This window comes from Pseudomonas sp. SWRI77, from assembly GCF_014269105.1.
Classification (GTDB): domain Bacteria; phylum Pseudomonadota; class Gammaproteobacteria; order Pseudomonadales; family Pseudomonadaceae; genus Aquipseudomonas; species Aquipseudomonas capeferrum.
The window spans coordinates 16,118-40,167 of sequence record NZ_JABWRV010000027.1 but is presented as its reverse complement, the minus strand read 5'-3'; the positions used below and the strand labels follow the sequence as shown (position 1 = coordinate 40,167).

Genomic DNA, 24,050 nt, shown 5'->3' with positions numbered 1-24,050 from the left:
TGGCCAGCCGAGTCGGGCAATTACCAGCCGCCCTGCGCGAGTTTCCATCGCGTTCGCGACTTCTGTGGCAGCAACTGTCTTGCTCATACTTCTAAAACAGGCATGATCCCCGTGGGAGCGGGCTTGTCCCGCGAACACGGGCGAAGCCCGTGCCATCCAATGCGTAATCCGGCGCAATAGTCATATAGGTTTTGGTAGCCGCCGGGACGATTAACGGGTGTACCAACCAGGCTTTACTTGGTTGATTTCGGAGGCTCATCCGGTAATTCCCAGCGATGGCTGCTTACATCACATCATGGCCCCCGCGCGCCAGACGACACGCCCTACTTCGCTGCCCAGCAGCAACCTATCCGCTTGGCCGAATATTGCGCCAACCTGCGCCCGTCTCTTTCTTCTGGAAAGAGACGGGCACTTCTACCACTGCTGCAGCCCTGATCGCACATGGCTTTGCGGCATTCCCCCTCGTGACAATCGGCGTGACAACCGCCGATGTCACCAGCAACAGCCATGTGGATGATGGTGCCGCAGCCCAGAGAATGGACTGCACCTGACTGACGGTCAGCCATGCCCCGGTCATCGCAGTACTGCTTGCACCAGGCTCAGGCTCTTCAGGCGCTGGTCTCGTCAGCCAATGCAGCCTCCACCCGCCCACCGGTAACGGTGCAGGAGGTCAGATCATGAGATGCCCTCGCTCCCGGACGTAAGGAGCCGTCAGTCCCGCGTAGAGGACATTCCCCACAGGTCGCAGGGGCCTAGATCCCTGATAACACTCAACATTCTTGGCGGGATGACGTGGGGCGAGGATCTGAGAACGGAAAATGAGGTGTCCGATATGGCATTGGTAGGTAGACGCGATGGTCGTAATTGCGGCTATGGGAGGCAATTGAGCTACGCAGGACCGCAGGCACGGCAAGATTTGTTCGGCGCTGGCCATTACGGCACGGTCAAGCTCACTGTGACCGATGGTTGGCATTCGTGAAGCGGTGCCGTTCCGAACAGGGCCCGGTATCAATGATGCGCGGCAGATTGATTGGGGGGGCTTGAGTCGTCCACACCAAGCTTGATGCTGTGACCGCAAATCACTTATTTCTTTACCTGTATTCATGCTGCAGATATGTTGCTGGCAAAAGGATATTAGATACTTGAGTCCTAGGGAAAGGCGCTTCAGAGTGATCACTCGACTGGCTCACACACTGGCATCCTTTCCCTGATTCTCGTGACTCTAACAAGCCAAGCTCAGCAATCGTTGCATCCGATGAGTTGTACGCACTAGGCTCAAACTTTCGGATGACTGCTCACTAGACTTGCCCGCCAGGCCTCCGGTGATGGCGAAAACGTGGAACAGTTTCCCATTAGCATCCTTCCAGTCTGCAGACACGACCAAAGCCGTTGGTGTGCGAATTCAGATAGCAGGTTTTCCTATGAATGCAGTGATCGGCCAGAAGCTACAGAGCAGTCGCAAAGAGCTTCTGGATATCGGGCTTCGCAACAACATGCTCAATTTCCGCAAGACCGCCAAAACCCTGATGGTGGTCGATGAGCAGTCCGAGGAGGTCTTCAAGACCCTCTATCGTCAGGAAAAGGCCATGACCTTTGCGCCAATGGCTCGCAAGAAACTGGCGGAACTGGTCAAGGCCTCCAAGTCGGCAGAGGAGGGGGAAGAAGATAGTTATTCCCCCGGCGATGAGGAGTTGTTGTATGAACTCGATAGCCTGGACTGGAATGCCGCCACGGGCGACGCAGGCGAGGATGAAACAGGCAAGGCTCGCCGTCATCTCGATACGCGTTTGCAGACCGCCATCGAAGATGATCGGCTTTTCCTTCAGTTATTGAAAATCCATACCGAGGCCAAAGGATTTATCGAGGAGCAGGGCGTCAACACGCTGTTCCTGTCCCTTGGCTTCCTGCATTGGTACGAGGCCGACAGCTCTGAAAACCTGCGCAAGGCGCCTTTGATCCTGCTGCCAGTCACCCTTGAACGCAGCGGGGCCAAGGATGCATTCAAGCTGAGATACTCCGGTGACGAGCTGATGCCGAACTTATCCCTGGTCGCCAAGCTCAAGACTGACTTTGGCCTGGACCTGAGTTCTTGTGCATTTGACGAAGACATCTTCGATGCTGACGACAACAGCTTGGATCGCTTTTTCAGCGATGTTGCTGCTGTGGTCAGCAAGCAATCGCGATGGAAGGTCGCCAGTAACGAAATTGCGCTGGGCTTTTTCTCGTTCGGCAAGTTCCTGATGTTCAAGGATCTCGATCCGAAAAGTTGGCCAGAAGACAAGCAACCCGATGCCAACCCGGTGATGAAGCGCTTGCTGGGCTCGGGCTTCGGCGATTTGCGCGCGGCATATCCAGAGGACGTGAATATCGACTCGGTGATAAAGCCGGGTGAAGTCCGTTTCGTCAAGGATGCCGACAGCAGCCAGACCGAAGCAATCCTGGAAGTGCGCGACGGCTCCAACCTAGTCATTCAGGGCCCACCGGGTACCGGCAAGTCCCAGACAATTACCAACATCATTGCCGAGCTGATCGGGCAGAAGAAAACGGTACTGTTTGTTGCGGAGAAGATGGCGGCCCTGGAGGTGGTGAAGCGCCGCTTGGATGAAAGCCATCTAGGCGACGCAGTACTTGAGCTGCATTCCCACAAATCCACCAAGCAGTCTGTGCTCAAGGAGTTGGGGCGAACCCTGAACCAAGGGCGGCCAATGACCAAAGGCGCAGAGGGAGACCTGGCCAGTCTGAAAGAACTGCAGGATTCCCTTAATACCTACTGCGAAGCCGTCAGTGCGCCGGCCGGGGCGAGTGGATTGCCCTTTCTCGATGTGCTTGGTCGCTTTTTAAAGCTGAAGCGAGTTCATCCGGGGCTACCTGTGATCCCGTTTGGGCCAATGGCCGGCTGGAGCTTCACCCAACAGCAAAAGCAGCGAGAGTTGGTCGAAGAACTGGTGCTCCACCTAAACGCGATGGGGCGGCCGGATCGCAGTCCGTTCTGGGGCAGCCAGCGGACCTTTTTCTCTCCCATCGAACAAAGCACTGCCAATGACACGTTGCAGTCTGCGATCTCTCACCTCAATGCCTTGCAATCCGCCACTACCGCGCTTTCCGGCCGACTGATGCTGACCCAGCCGGCCACCTTGGCAGACGTCGATGTAGTCTGCCGTGCGGCACGCCGTGCGGCAGAGGCCCCGCGCCTTGAGGGTATCAAGATTTCCACGGGGGAATGGCAGTCGCGTCGCGACTCCATTCGCGAATTGCTCGAGGCGGGCGAGAGGATGTCTGCCTGTCGTGATCAGTTCGACAAATATTTGATCGACGCGGCTTGGGAACAGGATCTCCTGGAGGTTCGTCAGAACCTGCAGGCCTACGGCGACAAATGGTGGAGAGTCTTTTCGGGGCGTTTCCGCGCGTCACGTACTCGATTACAAGGGTTTGTCCGCGAGGTATTGCCGAAAAGCAATGCAGGCATGCTGGAGCTGGTCGACGCGGTCTTGACCTACCAGCAGAACAAGAAGGTGTATGACCAGCACGAAGCCTTGGGTAGTGCGCTGTTTGGCGCCCAGTGGCAACGGCAGAAGACCGATTGGCCCGTGCTTGAGCGCCTGAGTGCCTGGGTGATCCAATTGCATGACGACCTGGGCCATGGACAGATTCCGCAGGGCATTATTGCCTTCCTGGCCGGACACGCTGATGCCACAGGGTTGGGCGATGCAGTCGCTGACGTAGCGCAGCATGTCAGCGGGCTGGACAAAGCGATTCGTGATTCGCTGGAAGTGACCGGCATGCAGGAGGAGAACGCTAAGGCTGATGTCAGGAAACTCTCTCTGGCTAACCTAGAGGCGCGTCTGCAGGAATGGCAGGGCAACCTCACCGCGCTCTACCAGATTTCGCGATTCAACGTGCTCGCGGGACAGATGCTCACCGCGAACTTGGGCGATTTGCTTGGCATTGCCATCAGGAGCGACCAGCACGAAAGCCTGACTGCCATTCTGGATCTTTCTTGGTACACAGGCCTGGTGCAATCGGTGTACGCCCACAGCCCGGCACTTCAGCAGTTTGACCGGATCAAGCATGAGCACCAGATCGCGCGTTTCAAGTCGCTCGATCTTGCCTCCCTCAATCACGCACAGACGTCTCTGGCCAAACAGACGTGGGAGGGAATGCCCAATATCAACCAGCCGGGTGAGATGGCGATACTGCGAGCCGAGCTGAACAAGAAGCGCCGCCATATGCCGATCCGGCAAATGATCGAGAAGGCAGGACGGGCGATCCAGCAAATAAAACCTGTGTTCATGATGAGCCCCATGTCGATTGCCAACTTCCTCCCACCAGGCAAAGTCGAGTTCGACGTAGTGGTGTTCGACGAAGCTTCACAGGTGAAAGCCGTCGATGCATTTGGCGCCATCATGCGCGGCAAGCAGGTTGTGGTTGTGGGTGACACCCGCCAGATGCCGCCTACCGACTTCTTCAGTCGTGATGTCGAGATGGACGACGAAGAGGGTGCTACCGCCGACATTGAAAGTATTCTGAGCATGTTTAAGGCCGCTGGTAGCCAGGAGCGCTATTTGCGCTGGCACTATAGGAGCCGACACGAGTCGTTGATTGCGGTTTCTAACGTCGAGTTTTACGACAGCAAACTGGTGGTCTTCCCATCTGCGGGTCAGCATCCTGATGCCACAGGTATCAGCTTCGACTACTTGCCTGAGGCCGTCTACGACCGGGGCCGAACGCGCACGAACAAGGGGGAAGCCAAGGCTGTTGCACAAGCTGTCATGGAACATGCGATCCGATCGCCAGAGTTGTCGCTGGGAGTGGCAGCTTTCAGCGTGGCGCAGCGTGATCTGATCCAGGTAGAAATCGAGTTGCTGCGTCGTCAGGCGCCGGAAGCGGAAGCGTTCTTTACCGCCCAGGGGAGTGAGCCATTCTTCGTCAAGAACCTGGAAAACATTCAGGGTGATGAACGTGACAAGATATTCATCAGCATCGGGTATGGGCGTAACGAGTCAGGCCGTATCGCCAAGGAATTCGGCCCAGTAAACAGGGAGGGCGGCCACCGCCGCCTCAACGTTCTGATCACCCGGGCCAAGCTTGCAATGCGCGTGTTTTGCAACTTCAAGGCCGAAGAGCTTGAACTCGACTCCAACGCTCCCCTGGGCGTCAGGGCACTGAGGAATTTCCTCAAGTATGCCGAGACAGGCGAATTGGAAGTCGCATACGAGACCGGTAAAGCAGCGGACTCGCCATTCGAGCTTGAAGTGATCGAGGCGCTGCGAGACCGAAACTACGTGGTAGAGCCGCAGGTAGGAACTGCAGGTTACTTCATTGATATTGCTGTTAAGGATCCCGAGTACTTGGGGCGCTATGTCCTGGCGATCGAATGCGATGGCGCTGCCTATCACAGTTCACGATCGGCGCGTGATCGTGATCGCCTACGCCAAAGCGTTCTGGAGGGGCTGGGCTGGAACTTCCATCGGATCTGGAGCACGGACTGGTTCCGCAATCCTCAGCAGGAAATCACACGCGTCGTTGCAGCGATCGAAGCGGCTCGTGCCAGGATCGCGGAGGGGCGGCTTGCGGTTCCCCAGGTGGCGCAAGAACCGAAGCATGAAATTTTCCGGGACGCGCCGGCCGTTGAAGCTATGCCGAGTGCAAGCAGGCAGTACGTGAAAGCTCGCCTGGCACCCGTAGCCACGCTGAATGAGCTGCATCAGGAAAAGCCAGAGCACCTAATGCAGATGATTCGTACTGTGGTGGAGGTCGAAGCTCCGGTGCACACAACCGAAGTCACTCGCCGGCTCATGGAGGCGTTCGGTGTGACAAGGGCTGGTTCGAGGATTACTAACGCGGTCGAGCAGGCTATTCGTCTTGGCGTGCAGCACAGGTTGTTCCACGGACGAGGTGGCTTCATGTATTCAGCTGAGAACAATGCTATCCATATCCGTAGCCGGGCCCATTTTGAATCTTCGGAACGTAAGGTGGAATGGGTCGCCCCGGAAGAGCTTGATCAGGCACTTGTAGAAACGGTCACCTTAGGATTCTCGATGAGTCGGGAAGACATTATCTCAGGAGCGCTGGCGCTTCTGGGCTTTGGACGGGCAACCGCGAAGATTGCTGGGGTTATTGACGAAAGAATTGTTGTTCTGGTCAACAGCGGGCGTTTGCGAATGGTTGATGGGGTGGTGACTCCAGTTACTTCGTCTTGACCCTTTATACTTAGGGAAATATGAGCCAGCACCTCCTGATATGAGTACGAATGGCTAGCCATATTCAGAGGTGCCGACCGATCCATGGTAGGCCCTAGCCAGACTCTGCCTACGGCCAGAAGCGGACGTTTACCAAGGCTCGAATTTGAGGCTTGGACGCGTCTGAGAAATCGGGGGCGATTCATCTCGACCACTGTGGTTGAGGTCAAACGTCTTTTGTTCTGTAGGCCAGCGGCGAAGGCTGTGATAATGGAAGGCAATGACAAAGGCCATGCCATGCTGACCATCTCGAATAACGTGCATCTGCCAGATGCCGACATCGAACTGACATACATCCGCGCGCAAGGCGCAGGCGGGCAGAATGTCAACAAGGTGTCCAGCGCCGTGCACCTGCGCTTCGACATTCCCGCCTCGTCGCTGCCCGAATTTTACAAGGAGCGGCTGCTGGCGCTGCGTGACAGTCGCATCACCGGTGACGGCGTATTGATCATCAAGGCCCAACAGTACCGCACCCAGGAGCAGAACCGCGCTGACGCACTGGCGCGTCTTGCCGAGTTGATCATCGCTGCCGGCAAAACCGAGAAGAAACGCCGCCCCACCAAACCGACCCTCGGCTCGAAGACCCGCCGCCTCGAAGGAAAAGCCAGGCGCAGTACTGTCAAGGCGGGGCGGGGTAAGGTGGAGTTCTAGTGCGGTGTTTCAGAAGTATCAATGAAAATTGCTCAATTCCCGTGCCGCACGAGCGACTGAGGCCAGGATGTCCTCGGCTTTTTTAAGGGGGGGATGCCTGGAAATTGTATTCGGGGCAACCAGGTGCCTGGCTTGGCATTTTCAGCGCCTATCAGATCCGGCGCCGCCCGCGCGGCGCATCGCGAGCAAGCTCGCTCCACATCTGTTTCGGGCCAGTATCGCCTGTGCCAGCGCGCGCGACCGCCTTGTTTGTACGACACAATATTGAGGCGGACGCTAAGGGGCCGCGCGCCAATGCCTCAGGAATAACTGGCCCGAAACGGATGTAGGAGCGAGCTTGCTCGCGATGCGCCGCGCGGGCGGCGCTCGATCTCCGCCCTACCTCCAAGCCAAAGACAGGCACCTAGCCGCCATCACCCTATCTCCCGACAAGCACATAGCAGCCTCACTTCTCCAACATTCCGTGAAGAACCATAAAAAAGCCGAGGACATCCTGGCCTCAGTCGCTCGTGCGGCACGGGCCTTGAGCAATTTTCATTGGTACTTCTGAAAACACCGCACTAGGGTAAGCAGCAGTAATCACGCCTCATCAGATGCACTGTTAGCCTTCGCCCGATTCACCTTCCAAGGTAACGCCGGCTGAGCACGTACTTTCTTGTATTTTCCCCTTGCAAACATGTACGTCTGCAGCTCCATGAAATGACGGCTACGACCAGACAGCTCGTACGTAATCAGGAACACCATCAGCGGCTTGTCCGCGTCCTGCCACTGTGTGTGGATTCGCTCCAGCGTGAGCGCGATGTCTTCTGTTCTGCTATAGCCGATGAAGGTCTGGAACACTGCTTTGCCGGCGCGCTCAAGCAGCTTGGAAATCTCATTGATATCCGTATGTGCCCGTTTCCATTCCCACTCGACGAACGAAAGTGTGTCGCCTTCTGGATACCGCAGCACAGCGTCGGTGCGTCCACCTTGTTCAAACAACGCCCTTGCGCCAAGAAGCGTTGCGCACTGACGCACTACCAATCCAAGGTGAATTGTCCAGTCGGCGCGCCCCGCTAGATCGTTTGCCTCGGTAACCGGAAAATCGCGGTACCACAAACAGTTGAATAGCGTAATGAAATCCCGTTCGACTCGCTTCATAACCGTTCTCATCGTTGTGTATGACTCAACGAGCTTTAACGGCTGTCAGGGTGAAATGTTGAGCGTGAATAGCCATGGTCCATCATCCTCCCTGCCTTGCACGCTACGGTTTTGTTTCCCTGTGCATTCGTACAAAACAATGGGACGTTTCCCACAACCAAGAACCTTGCCCTACCCGAAACGAGACGATAAATTCCCTAAGTCGCGGCAAATTCCGTGACCGGGCGTAGGAACCCGTTGGTAAACTTGGCGCATGCACTAGGCGCCCCTGCACCACAGCTGGCGCTTTTTTTGTGCCTGCCGTGCTGTGTCATGGCGGCTGTGTGTGGGCAGGCTTCGGCCTGGCCGGGTTTCCAAGTTTCCCGGTATTCCTACCCCATGCACAGCTGCCACCCAATCCCGTAGGAAGGATCGTGGCAGCTCCAATTAAAACTTGGAGTCTCATGCATGCTCACCTTAAATCCATCAAGGATCCACGCATTCGTTCTCCGCCGCCGCCCCGCGCCGGCCCGCAACCCCCACCGTTTCTATCCCATCGACAGCCATTCCTGCGCCACCTCCAACCCCCAGGAGGCCCCCCATGACTGACCACGAACGCCTCGCCACCATCCAAAGTTACGCCTGGACCCTCGAGCTGCTAGGCGAAGCCTTGGTCCAGCATGACGAGATGCTGGAGTGCGAACACAACCCGCAGCTGAGCTTTCGTAACACGGCTGGTATCCATCAGGCGATTCGGATTATCAGCCGGTTGGCCAGTGAGCAGTGTGGGAAGGTGATGGAGCTGAATGGGCAGGATCCGGGCGATTAGCTGGCCCGGTGCGAGCGGGTTTACCCGCGAAGCAGGCACTGTGGTGGATGGCACGGGCTTCGCCCGTGTTCGCGGGGCAAGCCCGCTCCCACGGGGGGCATGGCTGTTTTGGAAGTTTGAGCAAGGCAGTTGTGCCCACAAAGGCCAGCCTGGGTATTCGGGTATTCCAGGCTGGCACGGGCTTTAGAAGTCCCAGCGGGTCGTAACCATTACGTTGCGCGGTTCGCCGTAAATGGCCGAGTTATAGAAGCCGACGTTGGTGTAGTAGTACTTGTCGAAGAGGTTGTTGACGTTAAGCGTCGCCGACAAGTTCTGGGTGATCTGGTAGCGGGTCATCAGGTCCACCACCCAGTACGATTCCTGGGTGATGTCCTCGTTCACGCCTTTGGGGCTGTTCCAGATCTGCTGCCAGGCCTTGTTCTGCCAGCGTGCGCCACCGCCAAGGGTGATCTTGTCCAGGTCACCGGTGAGCTTGTAGGTGGTGTAGAGGCTGAACTGGTCTTCGGGCTCGAAGGTCGACAGCTTCACGTCGTTGCTGTCGCGCACCACCTTGTGGGTGTAGCCGCCTTGCACCTGCCAGCCTGGGGCCAGTTCGCCGGACACTTCCAGCTCGTAGCCCTTGGTGGTCGCCTTGCTGCCCTTGAACGCGTAGTTGGATGGGGTAGGGGTCAGGTTGTTGTAGGCGTCGTCCGGCACCGAGCGGTTGGTTTCCTTGACCTCGAAGTAGGCCAGGCTGGCGTTCAGGCGGCCGTCGAAGAACTCGCCCTTGACCCCGATTTCGTAGTTCTCGCCTTCATCCGGCTCGATCAGTTTGTTGTCGCGGTCGCGGTTGTAGTTTTCCTGCGGCATGAACACGTCGGTGTAGCTGGCGTAGACCGAGAAGTTTTCATTCAGGTCGTAGATGGCGCCAGCATAGGGTATGAAGCGTCCGGACTCGGTGTAGGTCGGGGTCAGGCCGGTCAGGCTGTAGTTGACCACGCGGCCGCCCAGCAGCACTTTCAGGTCGTCGGTGACGTTCAGGCGGGTGGTGAGGTAGACGCCGGTCTGGCGGATCACGTCGTCGGTGCGCTGCGACACCGGCCCCCAGTCGGGCTTGGGCAGGTTGCCGTGCCAGTTGTTGTAGTCCACGCGGTTGGGTACCGAGAAGGTTTCGTCCCAGTAACCCTTGCCATCCCAGTGGGCCTTGCTGATGGAGCCGCCGAGCACCAGGTCGTGCTCGCGGCCGAGCAGGTTGAACGGGCCGCTGACATACAGGTCGGCGGAGTCGCTGGTGGTGTCGCCCTTGTAGCGTTGCGCGTTGATTTCGGCGCTGCCGTCGGGCTGCGGCTGGTCGAACTGGATGGCGCCCATCTGCGCGTCATAGCCGTTGTACTTGTGGTCCAGTTGCAGCTTGGTCACCCAACCGTCGCCCATGTCGTGCTCCAGCGTAGCGAAGACCGTGCGGGTGTACTGCTGCCAGCTGCTCCAGTCGGTTGCGTTGCTGAACGAGCGCTTGGCGTCGTTGCGCTCGCCTTTGGAATTGAGCAGCGGGAAGCTGCCGGACCAGGTGGAACCCTTGGGGTCGTTGTCCTGGTAGTCGGCGCCTACGGTCAGCAGCGTATCGGGCGACAGGTCGAACTCGACGATGCCGTAGAACACCGAATTCTGGCTCGAATAGCGGTCGATGAACGAGTGCTTGTCCTGGTAGGCAACCACGGCCCGGCCGCGGACGTTGCCGGTTTCGGTCAGCGGGCCGCTGACATCCAGTTCGCTGCGGTAGTTGTCCCACGAGCCCGCGCCCAGGGTGGCGTGGCCCTGGAAGTCGGCGGTGGGCTTTTTGCGTACCAGGTTGATGGTACCGCCCAGCGAGCCGGCGCCGCTGAGCAGGCCGGAGGCGCCCTTGAGCACTTCGATGCGGTCGTAGATGGCCATGTCGCTCAGGGTGTTGCCGGCTGAGTAGGCAACGTTGCGCACGGCGGAGGGGATGCCGTCGTACTGGAAGTTGTTGATCGAGAAACCGCGGGAATAGTAGTTGGTCCGGTCCGTGTCGTAGGCCGACACGGTGATGCCGGGGGTGTGGCGCATCACCGCGTCGACACTGTTGAGGGCAAAGTCATCCATGTGCTGGCGCGTGACCACGCTGATCGACTGCGGGGTTTCCCTGGGTTTGAGTACCAGGCGGGTGGCCGTGGCGATGGTGCCGGGCGTGTAAGAGCCGGTGCCTTCGGTGACGGTGCCCAGCTGGTTGCTGATGACGTTGGTCGCCTCCAGCTCCAGGGCGCCACCGCTGCCCGCTGCGACCTCCACCGTGTAGTTGCCACCGCTATTGAATGCGCGAAGGCCGGTACCGGCCAGCAACTGGGCCAGGCCATCTGCAACGGAATAGCTGCCGTTCAGGCCAGCGCTGCGCTTGCCAGCGGTGAGCTGGGCATCGGCAGAAAGCAAGATACCGGCCTCGCTCGCAAAGCGGTTCAGCGCCTGGTCCAGGCCGCCAGCGGGGATGGCATAGCTGTGTGTTTGCTCGCTGGCGTCAGCCGGTACTGCGGGCAGCGCAAGCAGCAGTGGGCTGGTGCAGAGCAAGCCGGCAAACAGGCTGCGGCGCACCGCAAGGCTCAGTCGAGAACAGGTGGTTGTGGGCAGATACGGCACTCTTGACGTTCCTCTTGAGAATGCTTCTTGGTTGGATTCAAGAGGTATCCCGGACAAGTCGGCAAAACCGACAAGGGGCAGCAGCATTTTTTATCGGTGCGTGCAATGCCGCTACGCAGGACTGATCGTGGTCCAGAGGCTCGTCAGCCTGTGCACCTTTACCGGCAGGGACTGCTCAAGTGCAGTCAGTACGCGGTCTGTGTCTACCAAGGGAAAAACGCCCGTTAGCGGCAGGCCGGCGATGGTCGGGTCACAGCGCAGCATGCCGCGGCGATGGCGAGCCAGTTCTGCAACGAACTGCCCCAGCGGCATGCGTTCGGCGATAAGCCTGCCATCGTGCCAGGCGATGGCGTTGAGGTTCGCGGGCGCGATGTCACCGAACCGGGTCGCGGTAAACCAGCAACCTTGTCCGGCTTGCAGGCGCGTGGCGCGGGCCTGACGCGGGCGCAGTTCCAGCGCGCCCTCGAACAGATCGACCTGGCTTCTATCATCACGTTGGTACACGCAAAAGCGCGTGCCCAGCGCCTGGATTTCCCCGGCGGCGGTGTCCACGATCAAAGGGCGTTGCGCTGGGTCATGGCCGCTGTCGAGCAGCAACTCCCCCGCGAGCAGGCGAATGCGTCGCTCGCTCGCGCTGAACAGGATATCCACCGCGCTACCGCTGTTCAGGCTAAGCCGGCTGCCATCGGCCAGCGTGCGCTGCAGGCGTTCGCCCGTACCGCTGCGCAGGTCGGCGGTGGCCTCGCGCCAGGGTAGTTGCGATTGGGCAAGGTAGCTGCTGCCACCGGCCAACAGCAGCGCGCCGAGCAGTTTCAGCGTCTGCCGGCGGCGCGCATCGGGCAGCTCACGCAGCACCGCCAGCGCAGTATCTGTGGGCACACCGCTCAGGGTGTTTTGCAGGTGCTCCAGGCGCTGCCACGCACGATCATGTTCCGGGTCTGCGGTACGCCATTCAGCGAAGCGACGCTGTTGTTCCTTGTCCAGCTCGCCACCCCATTGCAGCATCAGCCAATGGCTGGCCTGCTCGACGATGGCAGAGGCGACGGGCGCTTCGCTGGTGGTTTTCATTCGGCGTACAGCACCTGGTAGCAGGCGGTGATGGCGCGCAGCATGTACTTTTGCACCGAGCTGACGCTGACCTCGAGGCGCTCGGCGATCTGGCTATAGCTCAGCCCTTCGAACTGCGACAGCAGAAACGCCTCGCGCACCTTCGCGGGCATGCTGTCGAGCATGGCGTCGATCTGCATCAGGGTTTCGATCACGATGGCACGGGTTTCCAGCGACGGGGTTTCTGGCTCGGGCAGGGCGGCGAGGCTCTCCAGGTAAGCTTGCTTGATACGTTGGCGGCGCCATTGGTCGATGACCAGGTTGCGGGCGATCTGCGCCAGAAACCGGCGCCCATCGCTCTGCGCCGGCAGGCGCCGTGTCACCAGCAGGCGCAGGAACGTGTCTTGCGCGATATCCGCAGCCCGCTCACGATCACCAAGGCGCAGACGCAGCCAGCCTTGCAGCCAGCCGTGGTGGTCGCGATACAGGCTATCCAGTGGTTGCAACGGGGCGTCAGTGGGCACTTTCCTCTTCCCATGAATGAGTTGCAGATAGGAATGAGTTGCAATTGTAGTGGGGAGAGGGCGACTTTGGAAACAGCCGATGCAGGAATCGGCTGAACTGCATCCTGGCGCGGCTCAAACCGCTCAGCCGACGGGTATCAACCTCGGGGTAGCCTTTTAGCCCTGGCAGGCAATACTTCTGTGTATACGCAGGCGTGTTCCTGGTGGCGCGCGCCGCTGGGAGGTGTCAGGTGAACAAATTATCCATTGTGGGTGCCGGCTTGGTCGGCGAGGCGGCGGCTCAGGTCATCGCCCGGGATGAGTTGTGCCGTGAGTTGATGTTGATCGATGTGCAGGGTGAGTTGGCACAGGGCAAGGCGCTGGATATCTGGCAGGCGGCGGTCGAGTCGGGTTCCGATACCCGGGTTCAGGGCGGGGCCAAGGCCGAAATGCTGGCGGGGTCTGAGCTGGTGGTGATTACGGCAGGGGTGCCGCGCAAGCCTGGCCAGTCGCGCCAGGATGTATTGAGTATCAACCTGCCCATTCTCGACGGCATCCTGCTGGACATCAAACAACATGCGCCGGCGGCGACGGTGTTGGTGGTGTCGAACCCCGTCGATGTGCTGACCTATCGTGCCTGGTCGCGCAGCGGGCTGGGCCGCAACAAGGTGTTCGGGCAGGCGGGGGTGTTGGATACCGCGCGCATGAAGTGTTTCATTGCCGAGGAAACGGGGTTTTCCGCTCGGGACATCACGGCCCTGGTGCTGGGCGGGCATGGCGACAGCATGGTGCCGCTGATGCGCTACTGCGCGGTCGGGTCGGTGCCATTGGCGCACTTCCTGTCCAGTGAGCAGATAGAGCGCATCGTGCAGCGCACCCGCCAGGGTGGCGGCGAGATTCTGGGGCTGAAGAAGCTGGGCAGTGCCTGCGACGCGCCGGGCGTGGCCATTGCGCAGATGGTGGATGCGATCGCCAATGGGCGAAACCGCATTTTGCCAGCGGTCGCGGTGCTGGAGGGCGAGTACGGGCGCACAGGTATTGCCATGGGTGTGCCTTGTGTACTGGCTGGGGAGGGGATTGCGCGGGTCATCGAGTTGCCGCTGGATGCGCAGGAGCAGGCGATGTTCGACCACTCTGCAGACCAGGTGCTGCGCGATATTGCTGAAATGAATGCGCTATGAACGGGGTGTAGGGCTCTGACAGGGTCGCAGGGCGCAGCGGCCCAAGGGCCCTGACTGACTGGCGTAGCGTTTGAGCAATCAGCGCACGAGCGCCGGCACGACGCGCACGTAAATCAACTCCCCCACCAACTCCACCAGCGTCTGGGTAATCACCGCCGCCGCCGCCAACCCGCGCAAGTCTTCTGGCAACGCCAGCGCCAGCGGCAGCACCACCAGCGAGTTGCGGGTGGCCGCACTGAAGGTCACCGACCTCACCTCGGCCACCGGCAAACGCATCAGCCGCGCCGTGGCACAGCCGATCAGCGGCGCCAGCAGCATGAAGCCGATGTACACCGGGATCACCGGCAGCAAGCGCGCCAAGTCATGCAGCACGGCAGCGATCTGCGAGCCGATCACCACCATCAGCACCAGTGCCATCGCCGGTACCGGCAGCCACGCCCAGGCGTCGTTCCATGTCGCTGCCACACGTGAGCGACGGGCGCTGGCGCTGGTCAGCACGGCGAGCAGCAGCGGCAACACGATCAACAGGGCAAACGCTTCCACGAATGGGGTGATGGCAATCGCCACCTCGCCGCCGTCACCCAACATCAACCCCAGGTACACCGGCAACAGCAGCAGTTGCACCAGCAACAGCACGGGCGTTGCGGCGAGTGTCTGGCGTGAGTCGCCTTTGCCGATATGGGTGAACACCACCACGTAGTCGATGCACGGTGTCAGCAACACCAACAGGGCACCGATCAGGATGGCCGGGTGCGCGACCAGGCCGCGGGTGATCGCCCATACCAGCAGTGGCACAAGGATGAAGTTGGCCACCAGCAGCGCACTGATGAAGCGGCGGTTGCCAAGGCCCTGGCGCAGGTCGAGAAAGGGGATCTGCAGAAACATCGCGTACATCAGCACGGCAATGGCAGGGGTGATCAGGGCTTGCAGGGGGTGAGCGGCGTCAGGGGCCAGCAGGCCGAAGGCCGCGGCAACCAGCACGGCAGCAAAGTAGAGCGGGATCTGGTGGGTTTCGAGTTGCTCTCTGGTCAAGGCAGGGTCCTGTGCGCGCTCGGTGGTCGAAGCGGCACAGGGTAATACGTGGGGCGCGTGCAGGCGATATCAAGTGTCGAGCCAGTCCACCCCGCGTTGTTCGATCAACAGGCTCAGGGTGCATGGCTGGGCCTCGGCATAACACGCAAGAAAGCCGCCGACAGGGTATAGGTTGTGAATTTCCAGAGGGTGGCCATCGCTGCTGATCAACTGGATTTCGCGGCGGCCATCTTCGAGCAGAGTCAGGTCGAAGGCGTTGCCGGTTTGCACATCGATCAGGCTCCACACGCTGGGCTCCTTCGACGTTGTGGTTCTGAGGGTCACCTGCCCATCGACGTTCGTGAACACGCTTTTACCCAGATGAGGGCCGCTGCGCACATACAGCCTGTAACCGGCATCGCTGTGGCGAAAGTACAGCAGTAGCGCACAGGGCGTGGCGCCCTTGTCGAACGTGATCAGCCCTGACTCCTTGCCGTGCTGCCAGTCTTCTTCCGTGCCGTTGAGCATGCCTAGCGCCCGGGCTCCGTCAAATGCATGGCCTGGTGCATAGCGTGGTGTGACCAGGATCACTGGCCCTGTGGTCAGGCAGTCCAGGCTGTTCACCGGTGATTCGGCTATCTGCAGGGTAGCCGTGAAAGAACGCGCTAGATGATCCGCCATGGAAGGCCTCCGGTTTGGCGTGGGGGAGGCCGCAGGCTAGGTCGTCTTGGGGTGGCTACCCAGCTGGAACAGGTTCCGCGAAGCTGTGCAAAACGAAAAAGCCCGGCACAAGGCCGGGCTTTTCACATCAGGCTAACGCCAATCAGTTGCCGTAAACCGGCAGCTTCTTGCAGATGGCCTTGACCTTCTCACGCACGGCGTCGATCACCGCTTCGTTGTTCAGGTCAGCCAGGATGTCGCAGATCCAGCCGGCCAGTTCCTTGCACTCGGCTTCCTTGAAGCCACGGGTGGTCACAGCCGGGGTGCCGAAACGCAGGCCCGAAGTGACGAACGGGGAACGTGGGTCGTTCGGTACCGAGTTCTTGTTCACGGTGATGAAGGCTTTGCCCAGTGCGGCGTCGGCGTCCTTACCGGAGATTTCCTGCTTGATCAGCGACAGCAGGAACAGGTGGTTCTGGGTGCCGCCGGAAACGACGTCGAAACCACGCTCGATGAACACGCTGGCCATGGCCTGGGCGTTTTTCACCACTTGCTGCTGGTACGCCTTGAACTCAGGCTGCAGGGCTTCTTTGAAGCAGATGGCCTTGGCGGCGATCACGTGCTCCAGCGGGCCGCCCTGGGCGCCAGGGAAGACGGCGGAGTTCAGCTTCTTCTCGATGTCGGCGTTGGCACGGGCCAGGATCAGGCCGCCACGTGGACCGCGCAGGGTCTTGTGGGTGGTGGTGGTGACCACGTCGGCGAACGGCACTGGGTTGGGGTACACGCCAGCGGCAACCAGGCCGGCAACGTGGGCCATGTCGACGAACAGGTAGGCACCGACCTTGTCGGCGATTTCGCGGAAGCGTGGGAAGTCCAGCACTTGCGAGTAGGCCGAGAAGCCGGCAACGATCATCTTCGGCTTGTGTTCGACAGCCAGGCGCTCGACTTCGTCGTAGTCGATCAGGCCGTTGCCGTCGATGCCGTACTGGATGGCGTTGTACAGCTTGCCCGAGGAGCTGACGCTGGCGCCGTGGGTCAGGTGGCCGCCGTGGGCCAGGCTCATGCCCAGGATGGTGTCACCGGCCGACAGCAGGGCCAGGTAGACCGCGGCGTTGGCTTGGGAGCCAGCGTGCGGCTGAACGTTGGCGTAGTCGGCGCCGAACAGCTCTTTGGCGCGGTCGATGGCCAGTTGCTCGACCACGTCGACGTACTCGCAACCACCGTAGTAGCGCTTGCCTGGGTAGCCTTCGGCGTACTTGTTGGTCAGTACCGAACCCTGGGCTTCCATGACAGCCGGGCTGGTGTAGTTTTCCGAAGCGATCAGCTCGATATGCTCTTCCTGGCGCAGAGCTTCTTGCTGCATGGCTTCGAAGAGCTCGGCGTCGTACTTGGCAATGGTCAAATCACGGCTGAACATGGCGGTCCTCAAGGATCGGGCTGAATTGGGGGGGCATTCTAACCGATTGCTTCGCGCCTGGCATATGAAGTGACGTCAAGTCGCGGACCAATGGGACTCATGTTGCAAGCCGCGCCCTGACTGGGCTGGAGTTGACTCTCAAGTCCGTTTTTTTTGCGGTTGGAGGTGGGTGGTGTAGGAGCGGCCTTGCGTCGCGAAAGGGCTGCGCAGCAGCCCTCGGATATGTGCGGTGACGCTGAAATCGAGGGGCCGCTGCGCAGCCCTTTCGCGACGCAAGGCCGCTCCTACCCGGGGTCGTGCAAAGGGGGTGTTACTGGAACATGAACAGGGTCTCGTTGCTGAACTGCGCCTCGAACTGATGCGCCGGCATCGGCCGCCCGAACAGGTAGCCCTGCACCTCGTCGCAACCATGCTCGCGCAAGAACTCCAGCTGCTCATGGGTTTCGACGCCCTCGGCGATCACCGCCAGGTTCAGGCTGTGCGCCATGGCGATGATCGCCCGGGCAATCTGCGCATCCTGCTCGCCCTCGGGCAGGCCGTCGACGAAGGTGCGGTCGATCTTCAACACGTCGATCGGGAACTGCTTGAGGTAGTTGAGCGACGAGTAACCCGTGCCAAAGTCGTCGACCGCAATGCTCAGGCCAAGGTTCTTCAGGCTGGCCAGAATCTGCAAGGCCTCGTTGACCTCGCGCATCAGGATGCTTTCGGTCAGCTCCAGCTCCAGGCACGCCGGTGGCAGCCCGGTTTCTTCCAGGATGGTGGCGATGCGCGTGCCCAGTTGGCCGTCGGAGAACTGCCGCGCCGAGATGTTCACCGACACCTTAGGCACCCGCACCTTGGCCTTGTGCCAGGCCTTGAGTTGGCGGCTGGCTTCGCGCAGCACCCAGTCGCCGACATCCACCACCAGGCCCAGCTCTTCGATCACCGGGATAAAATCACCCGGTGGCACCAGGCCACGGGTCGGGTGGCGCCAGCGCAGCAAGGCTTCGGCGCCGGTCAGGCGCTTGCCGTCGCCGCTGAACTGCGGCTGGTAATAGAGGATGAACTCGTTCTGCTCCATGGCATGGCGCAGGTCGCTCTCCAGCTCCAGGCGCTCCAGGGCGCTGGCGTTCATTTCCGCCTGGTAGAACTGGAAGTTGTTCTTGCCGCGTTCCTTGGCGTGGTACATCGCGGTGTCGGCGTTTTTCATCAACTGGCTCAGCTCGCTGCCATCCTGCGGGCTGAGGGCGATGCCGATACTGGCGGTGACAAAGAACTCGCGGTTTTCCAGCACGAAGGGCCGTACCAGGCTGGCGAGGATGTTCTCGGCCACATGGATGGCGCGGTTAAGGGCCATTTCACGGGTTGCGCGCGGTTGCAGCAGCAGGGTGAACTCATCGCCACCCATGCGCGCCACGGTGTCGTCGTCATCCACGCAGGCCAGCAGGCGCAGGGCCATGTCCTTGAGCATGCGATCGCCCGCGGCATGGCCGAGGGAGTCGTTGATCGGCTTGAAGCGGTCCAGGTCGAGGAACATCAGCACCACCCACGCCTTTTGCCGGTCGGCCTGCTGCAGGGCCGTGTGCAGGCGGTCCTGGAACAGGGTGCGGTTGGGCAGGTGGGTGAGGGCGTCATAGTAGGCCAGGCGGTGGATGCGCTGTTCGCTGGCCTTGCGCTCGCTGATGTCGGTGAAGAAGCACACGTAGCTGGCCAGGTCGCCTTCGTCATCGAGCACCGCAGTGATGCCGACCCAGGCCGGGTAATGGTCGCCGTCACGGCGCTTGAGCCACACTTCGCCTTCCCAGCTGCCGCGCTGGTGCAGTTGCTTGACCACGTAGCGCAGGTGGCCTTCCTGCTGTTGCTCGACGGTGAGCATGCCGGGCAGTTGGTCGAGCACGTCGCTGACCGCATAGCCGCTGACCCGGCTGAACGCCTCGTTGGCCTGGACGATGTAGCCGGCCGGGTCGGTGATGAGGATGGCCGAGGTGGAGTGCTCGAATACCGTTGCGGCCATGCGCAGGTCTTTTTCGGCGCGGCGTTGCTGGCTGATGTCGCGGCCTACCCCGAGCACGCCTTCGAAGTGCTGCTGATCGTCCCACACCAGCACCAGGCGCAGTTCGATCGGGATCTTGCGGCCATCGGCACGCAGGCAGTCGAACAGGAACAGTTGAGTCGGCAGTTGGCTACGTAGCTGGGCCAGTTGCTCGCGGTCGCCCATGGCATTGCTGACGCGCTCCATCAGGCTGTAGATACCGGTCAGCTGCGCCGGGTTGGCAATGATCGATTGCCAGCCGTTGTCGAAGATCCACTCGGCCTGATAGCCCAGTACCGCCTTTACCGAGGGGCTGACGTAGTTCAGCTGCAGCTGGCTGTCGGTAGAGAAAATCACATCGCTGATGCTTTCGGCCAGCATGCGGTAGCGCTGTTCGCTGTCGCGCAGCGACTGGCTGGCCTCGATCTGCACGGTGACGTCCTTGCCCACGCCGATGATGCGCGTCACCAGGCCATCGGGGTCGCGGGTCAGCACCTGTTCGCGAATGTCGTAGCAACGCCAGCTGCCGTCGTGGTGACGGAAGCGCAACTGGCAGTGCAGTGGTTCGCTGTGGCCGGTTTCACGCTGATGCTGGCGCAGCGCCTGGAAGTGCGCGGCGTCTTCGGGGTGCAACAGCAATTCCCAGAACCGGTCGCCCATCTGCGCCAGCTCGGTGCGGCTGTAGCCCAGGGTCTGGCCGAGGTGGCGGTTGCTGAAGATCATGCGCTGGCTGGGCACGTCCTGCACGTAGAGCTGGTCGGGCACGGTACGCACCACGTCCGACCAGAAGCTCTCGCGTTCGAGCAGCGACAGCTCCACCTGCTTGCGGCTGGTGATGTCGCTGATGCTGAGGATCACCGCCTGGTAGTCGCGGCGCTGCAGCGGCAGGCGGGCCATCAGCCACAGGTGCAGTTCGCCGCCCAGCGGCGCCGGCAGGCGCACTTCCAGCTCCAGCAGCGAGCGTTGTTCGATCAGTGCATCGATCAGTTGCATGCCGATGCTGTCACGGCCATCGCCGCTGCCGTCGATCAGGCGCTGCCAGGCACCCTCGTGGCATTCGACGTTGAGCAACTGGCGCGCCACCTGGTTGATCTCGGTAATCTTCAACTCCTGCAGCAGCGAGCGGCGCAGGTTCGGGTCCAGGGCCAGGCTGTGCTTGAGGGCCGCGTGGTTGCGCAGGTGGTAGCGGTCGAGCTGGCCGGGCAGGCTGGAGAGGTCGAGCACGCACAGGGCAACGCCGGTGCCTTCGAAGATTTCCTGATAACGCCGGCGGTCTTCCTGCAGCGCGCGTTGGCGGCGGCGCATGTTGATCAATGCCAGCACCGGTAGCAGGGCACAAAACAGCACCAGCATGCACTTGCCGATCAGTGCCGGTAGCAACTTCTGCTGGGCCAGCTCGGCGTCGAACAGGCCGCGCAGCTGCCAGGTGCTGTTGTCGATGAACGCCAGCATCACGCTCTGCAGCGGCGCGGGGCTGGTCCGCGCGGTGGCATGGCGCTCCAGCACCGCGCCGCTGCGGCTGTTTTCCAGCAGCCACAGCGGGTGGCCCGGGTTGTCCAGGTGCACGGTGAGGGTACGGTAATACGCCTCGGACAGGCGCAGCAGCCAATAGCCGCGGTCCTGTTCGGTGGACTGGCGCAGCAACAGGTAGAGTGTGCGGTTGTCTGCCGAGTTGGTGAAGAAGTAGGGGCGCCCCTGGTTCAACCTCAGCAGCTCGCCAATCAATGGGCGGTCTGGGCTGCCGGCCAGGCTGTCGGCGCGGATCTGCCCGCTGGTGTCCAGCCAGGCCAGGTCACGCAGGGCGGGCAAGCGTGCGCGCAGGGTGTCAAGCAGGCTGGGCAGGGCGGCGGGCGTCGGTGCATTGACGTAGGGCTGCACCACATTCACCGCCTGCTGGGCTTTGAGCGCCATGTTCAGGCTGAGGTGGTCGGCAAGCTCCGCAGTGGCCTCCAGGCTTTGCTTGCGCAGGTCGGCCTGGGTATGGCGGAACTGGGCGAACAGCTGCCACAGCAGCAGGGCCAGCAGAATCAGGGCCAACAGCGCCAGCGCACCCTTGATCGACCCGCGCAGGGAAGCAGCAGGGGCCAGTGAAGCGGGACGCAGCGACGACGGATGAGTGAGATTGGTCAAGCGTTGGTCCTGCGATTGGGCTGGCGATGGCAGGGATTGATCATGCACGGTCGGTGCCGGTGTCTGGTTGCCAGACCGCGGTGGCGCACTATAAGGCCGGACACCCTAAACCGGCTAGCATGCCTAGGATTATGGCAAAGTGCCAGCCCGGTTGTCCGCTGGCGCTCGGCCTGCCGACGGTCGTGGTCGCGCCCCTGTGGTTCGGCAAGCCCCTGCAACCTGTGCGAGAATGCCGCCCGCTTCAATGACAACGCTTCGGAGATGTTCGGTTTTGGTTACTCACTTTTCCTCCAATGGCCTCGATTCCGCCTGTGGGCGCAGCAGTCAGACCCTTGTCAGCACTGCCGTGACCGAGGACGTATCCTGCAAGTCGTGCCAGCGTTCGCTGGTCAAACCCGAGGCGGCAGCCGCCTCGAAAAGCAAGGCCCCGTCGCTGGCCGAACTGCGCAAGACCGCCAAGGCGGCAGCAGCACCGGTTGCGGCCGCGCCCGTGGTGAAACAGCCGGCAACCCAGGCCGTCAGCAAGCCTGCCGCCAAGCCGGCCAAGGCCGCCGAGCAGCCTGCCCGCAAGGGTGGCTTCAGCGTCAAGTCTGCCTGGGCCGCGCGCCTGGCCGAGCAGGGTGGCGGTTGCCGGTTGCCGCGGGGCAAGGCCAAACAGCGTCACGTCTGAGCCTTTTCGGGCAATTGTGTTTGCTGGTTCATTCGCGGGGCAAGCCCGCTCCCACAGCCGCAATCGACCTGTAGGGGCGGGCTTGTCCCGCGAATGGGCCGTAAGCGGCCCCCTGTTGATCCCCCCACCCGGCCCTCCTATGCAACGCCGCGCGTTGGCGTAGAATGGTCGACTTTGTTCAATGACACCCCGTAAACACATCCCCCTGGCCCATTGCCGGGGCGTTCGTCGATGTCTTTACCTATTTAGAGGGCTTGGTTTTGGCTCAATACGTCTACACCATGCATCGGCTGAGCAAGGTCGTGCCGCCGAAGCGCGAAATTCTCAAGAACATCTCCCTGTCGTTCTTCCCAGGCGCCAAGATCGGCGTGCTCGGCCTGAACGGCGCGGGTAAATCGACCCTGCTGCGGATCATGGCGGGCGTCGACAAGGAATTCGACGGCGAAGCCCGTCCGATGCCCGACATCAACGTCGGCTACCTGCCGCAGGAACCGCAACTCGACCCGGCCAAGACCGTACGTGAAGTAGTCGAAGAAGCGGTCAGCGTGATCAAGGACGCCCAGGCTCGCCTGGACGAGGTCTACGCGGCTTACGCAGAACCCGACGCCGACTTCGACAAGCTGGCCGCCGAGCAGGCCAAGCTCGAGTCGATCCTGCAGGCTGCCGACGGCCACAACCTCGAGCGCCAGCTGGACGTTGCCGCCGACGCCCTGCGCCTGCCGGCCTGGGACGCGAAAATCGAACACCTGTCCGGTGGTGAAAAGCGCCGTGTGGCCCTGTGCCGTCTGCTGCTGTCGGCACCCGACATGCTGCTGCTCGACGAACCGACCAACCACCTGGACGCCGACTCGGTGGCCTGGCTGGAGCGCTTCCTGCACGACTTCCCCGGCACCGTGGTAGCGATTACCCACGACCGTTACTTCCTCGACAACGTCGCCGGCTGGATCCTCGAACTGGACCGCGGCGCCGGTATCCCGTACGAAGGCAACTACTCGGGCTGGCTGGAAGCCAAGTCGGACCGTCTGGCGCAGGAATCCAAGCAGCAGAGCGCCCACGAGAAGGCCATGAAAGAGGAACTGGAGTGGGTGCGCAAAGGCGCCAAGGCCCGCCAGTCCAAATCCAAGGCACGTCTGCAGCGCTTTGAAGAAATGCAGTCGCAGGAATTCCAGAAGCGCAGCGAAACCAACGAGATCTACATCCCGGCCGGCCCGCGCCTGGGTGACAAGGTCATCGAGTTCAAGAACGTTTCCAAAGGCTATGGCGATCGCGTGCTGATCGACAACCTGTCGTTCGCCATGCCCAAAGGCGCCATCGTCGGCGTGATCGGTGGTAACGGCGCCGGTAAGTCGACCCTGTTCCGCATGCTGATGGGCAAGGAGCAGCCGGACTCGGGCAGCATCGAGATCGGCGAAACCGTGCAACTGGCCTGTGTCGACCAGAGCCGCGAAGACCTGGACGGCAGCAAGACCGTGTTCCAGCAGATCTCCGACGGTTCCGACCAGATCCGCATCGGTAACTACGAGATCCCGTCGCGCACCTACGTTGGCCGCTTCAACTTCAAGGGCGGCGACCAGCAGAAGTTCGTCAAGGACCTGTCCGGTGGTGAGCGTGGCCGTCTGCACCTGGCCCTGACCCTGAAGGAGGGCGGTAACGTCCTGCTGCTCGACGAACCGTCCAACGACCTCGACGTCGAAACCCTGCGTTCGCTGGAAGAAGCCCTGCTGGACTTCCCAGGCGCCGCGATCGTGATTTCCCACGACCGTTGGTTCCTGGACCGTGTGGCCACGCACATCCTGGCGTACGAAGACGACTCGAACGTGATGTTCTTCGAAGGCAACTACACCGAGTACGAAGCTGACCGCAAGAAGCGCCTGGGCGATGCTGCTGCCCAGCCGCACCGTGTACGGCACAAGAAGCTGGCCCAGTAAGCCCGTTTTGGATGCACAAGAATGGG

At 61.1% G+C, this 24,050-nt stretch carries 14 protein-coding genes and 1 pseudogene; 7 read left to right on the top strand and 8 right to left on the bottom strand.

What is annotated here, in order from left to right; all coding sequences use genetic code 11:
- Positions 1-832 precede the first annotated feature (832 nt).
- The 3 genes and pseudogenes from HU766_RS26275 to arfB all read left to right on the top strand — a co-directional run.
- Positions 833-1,028, top strand: a pseudogene (locus HU766_RS26275) (integrase); the annotation flags it as partial.
- A gap of 393 nt (positions 1,029-1,421) precedes the next feature.
- Positions 1,422-6,200, top strand: a complete 4,779-nt coding sequence (locus HU766_RS22065) for a DUF3320 domain-containing protein (protein WP_186660583.1) — start codon at positions 1,422-1,424, stop codon at positions 6,198-6,200.
- A 276-nt stretch (positions 6,201-6,476) separates the two neighbouring features.
- A complete protein-coding gene (arfB, locus tag HU766_RS22060; protein WP_063914882.1) occupies positions 6,477-6,890 on the top strand; it encodes an alternative ribosome rescue aminoacyl-tRNA hydrolase ArfB in 414 nt (137 codons plus the stop codon).
- 579 nt (positions 6,891-7,469) lie between these two features.
- On the opposite strand, the gene HU766_RS22055 is transcribed toward arfB, so the two are convergent.
- A complete protein-coding gene (locus HU766_RS22055; protein WP_177447937.1) occupies positions 7,470-8,030 on the bottom strand; it encodes a hypothetical protein in 561 nt (186 codons plus the stop codon).
- Positions 8,031-8,610: 580 nt separating this feature from the next.
- Between HU766_RS22055 and HU766_RS22050 the strand changes: the two genes are divergently transcribed.
- Entirely contained in the window at positions 8,611-8,838 is a 228-nt protein-coding gene (locus tag HU766_RS22050; protein ID WP_095063997.1) for a hypothetical protein, read from the top strand.
- A gap of 183 nt (positions 8,839-9,021) precedes the next feature.
- Here the strand turns inward: HU766_RS22050 and HU766_RS22045 are convergent, their stop codons facing one another.
- From HU766_RS22045 to HU766_RS22035, 3 genes are all read right to left on the bottom strand, one after another.
- Complete coding sequence (locus HU766_RS22045) at positions 9,022-11,466, bottom strand: TonB-dependent siderophore receptor (protein ID WP_186660581.1); 2,445 nt, start codon at positions 11,464-11,466, stop codon at positions 9,022-9,024.
- Positions 11,467-11,577: 111 nt separating this feature from the next.
- On the bottom strand, positions 11,578-12,534 hold the full coding sequence (locus HU766_RS22040) for a FecR domain-containing protein (RefSeq protein WP_186660579.1): 957 nt from the start codon (positions 12,532-12,534) through the stop codon (positions 11,578-11,580).
- Positions 12,531-13,037: a sigma-70 family RNA polymerase sigma factor gene (locus HU766_RS22035; RefSeq protein WP_033701403.1), complete on the bottom strand. Its 507-nt coding sequence runs from the start codon at positions 13,035-13,037 to the stop codon at positions 12,531-12,533. Before HU766_RS22035 ends, HU766_RS22040 begins: the two co-directional genes overlap by 4 nt.
- Positions 13,038-13,267: 230 nt before the next feature.
- Between HU766_RS22035 and HU766_RS22030 the strand changes: the two genes are divergently transcribed.
- Positions 13,268-14,197: a malate dehydrogenase gene (locus HU766_RS22030; protein WP_047582803.1), complete on the top strand. Its 930-nt coding sequence runs from the start codon at positions 13,268-13,270 to the stop codon at positions 14,195-14,197.
- 78 nt (positions 14,198-14,275) lie between these two features.
- Here the strand turns inward: HU766_RS22030 and HU766_RS22025 are convergent, their stop codons facing one another.
- The 4 genes from HU766_RS22025 to HU766_RS22010 form a co-directional block, all read right to left on the bottom strand.
- Positions 14,276-15,229 (bottom strand): bile acid:sodium symporter, encoded by a 954-nt coding sequence (locus tag HU766_RS22025; RefSeq protein ID WP_186660577.1) that lies wholly within the window; start codon positions 15,227-15,229, stop codon positions 14,276-14,278.
- A 69-nt stretch (positions 15,230-15,298) separates the two neighbouring features.
- Positions 15,299-15,889: a hypothetical protein gene (locus tag HU766_RS22020; protein WP_186660575.1), complete on the bottom strand. Its 591-nt coding sequence runs from the start codon at positions 15,887-15,889 to the stop codon at positions 15,299-15,301.
- 142 nt (positions 15,890-16,031) lie between these two features.
- Positions 16,032-17,285, bottom strand: coding sequence for a serine hydroxymethyltransferase (glyA, locus tag HU766_RS22015; RefSeq protein ID WP_033701398.1), 1,254 nt, complete (start codon positions 17,283-17,285; stop codon positions 16,032-16,034).
- Between the two features lie 310 nt (positions 17,286-17,595).
- On the bottom strand, positions 17,596-21,426 hold the full coding sequence (locus HU766_RS22010) for a bifunctional diguanylate cyclase/phosphodiesterase (RefSeq protein ID WP_186660572.1): 3,831 nt from the start codon (positions 21,424-21,426) through the stop codon (positions 17,596-17,598).
- 271 nt (positions 21,427-21,697) lie between these two features.
- Between HU766_RS22010 and HU766_RS22005 the strand changes: the two genes are divergently transcribed.
- Both HU766_RS22005 and ettA read left to right on the top strand, forming a co-directional pair.
- Positions 21,698-22,096, top strand: coding sequence for a hypothetical protein (locus HU766_RS22005; RefSeq protein WP_047582799.1), 399 nt, complete (start codon positions 21,698-21,700; stop codon positions 22,094-22,096).
- Positions 22,097-22,356: 260 nt separating this feature from the next.
- Positions 22,357-24,024 carry an energy-dependent translational throttle protein EttA gene (gene ettA / locus HU766_RS22000; RefSeq protein WP_027594531.1) on the top strand — a complete coding sequence of 556 codons (1,668 nt, stop codon included), beginning with the start codon at positions 22,357-22,359 and terminating at the stop codon, positions 24,022-24,024.
- The last annotated feature ends 26 nt before the right edge of the window (positions 24,025-24,050 follow it).

Coding starts and splice junctions, on each gene's coding strand:
- glyA (WP_033701398.1), bottom strand. CDS start 17,285: ATGTTCAGCCGTGATTTGACCATTGCCAAGTACGACGCCGAGCTCTTC.
- HU766_RS22040 (WP_186660579.1), bottom strand. CDS start 12,534: ATGAAAACCACCAGCGAAGCGCCCGTCGCCTCTGCCATCGTCGAGCAG.
- HU766_RS22065 (WP_186660583.1), top strand. CDS start 1,422: ATGAATGCAGTGATCGGCCAGAAGCTACAGAGCAGTCGCAAAGAGCTT.
- arfB (WP_063914882.1), top strand. CDS start 6,477: ATGCTGACCATCTCGAATAACGTGCATCTGCCAGATGCCGACATCGAA.
- HU766_RS22020 (WP_186660575.1), bottom strand. CDS start 15,889: ATGGCGGATCATCTAGCGCGTTCTTTCACGGCTACCCTGCAGATAGCC.
- HU766_RS22050 (WP_095063997.1), top strand. CDS start 8,611: ATGACTGACCACGAACGCCTCGCCACCATCCAAAGTTACGCCTGGACC.
- HU766_RS22055 (WP_177447937.1), bottom strand. CDS start 8,030: ATGAAGCGAGTCGAACGGGATTTCATTACGCTATTCAACTGTTTGTGG.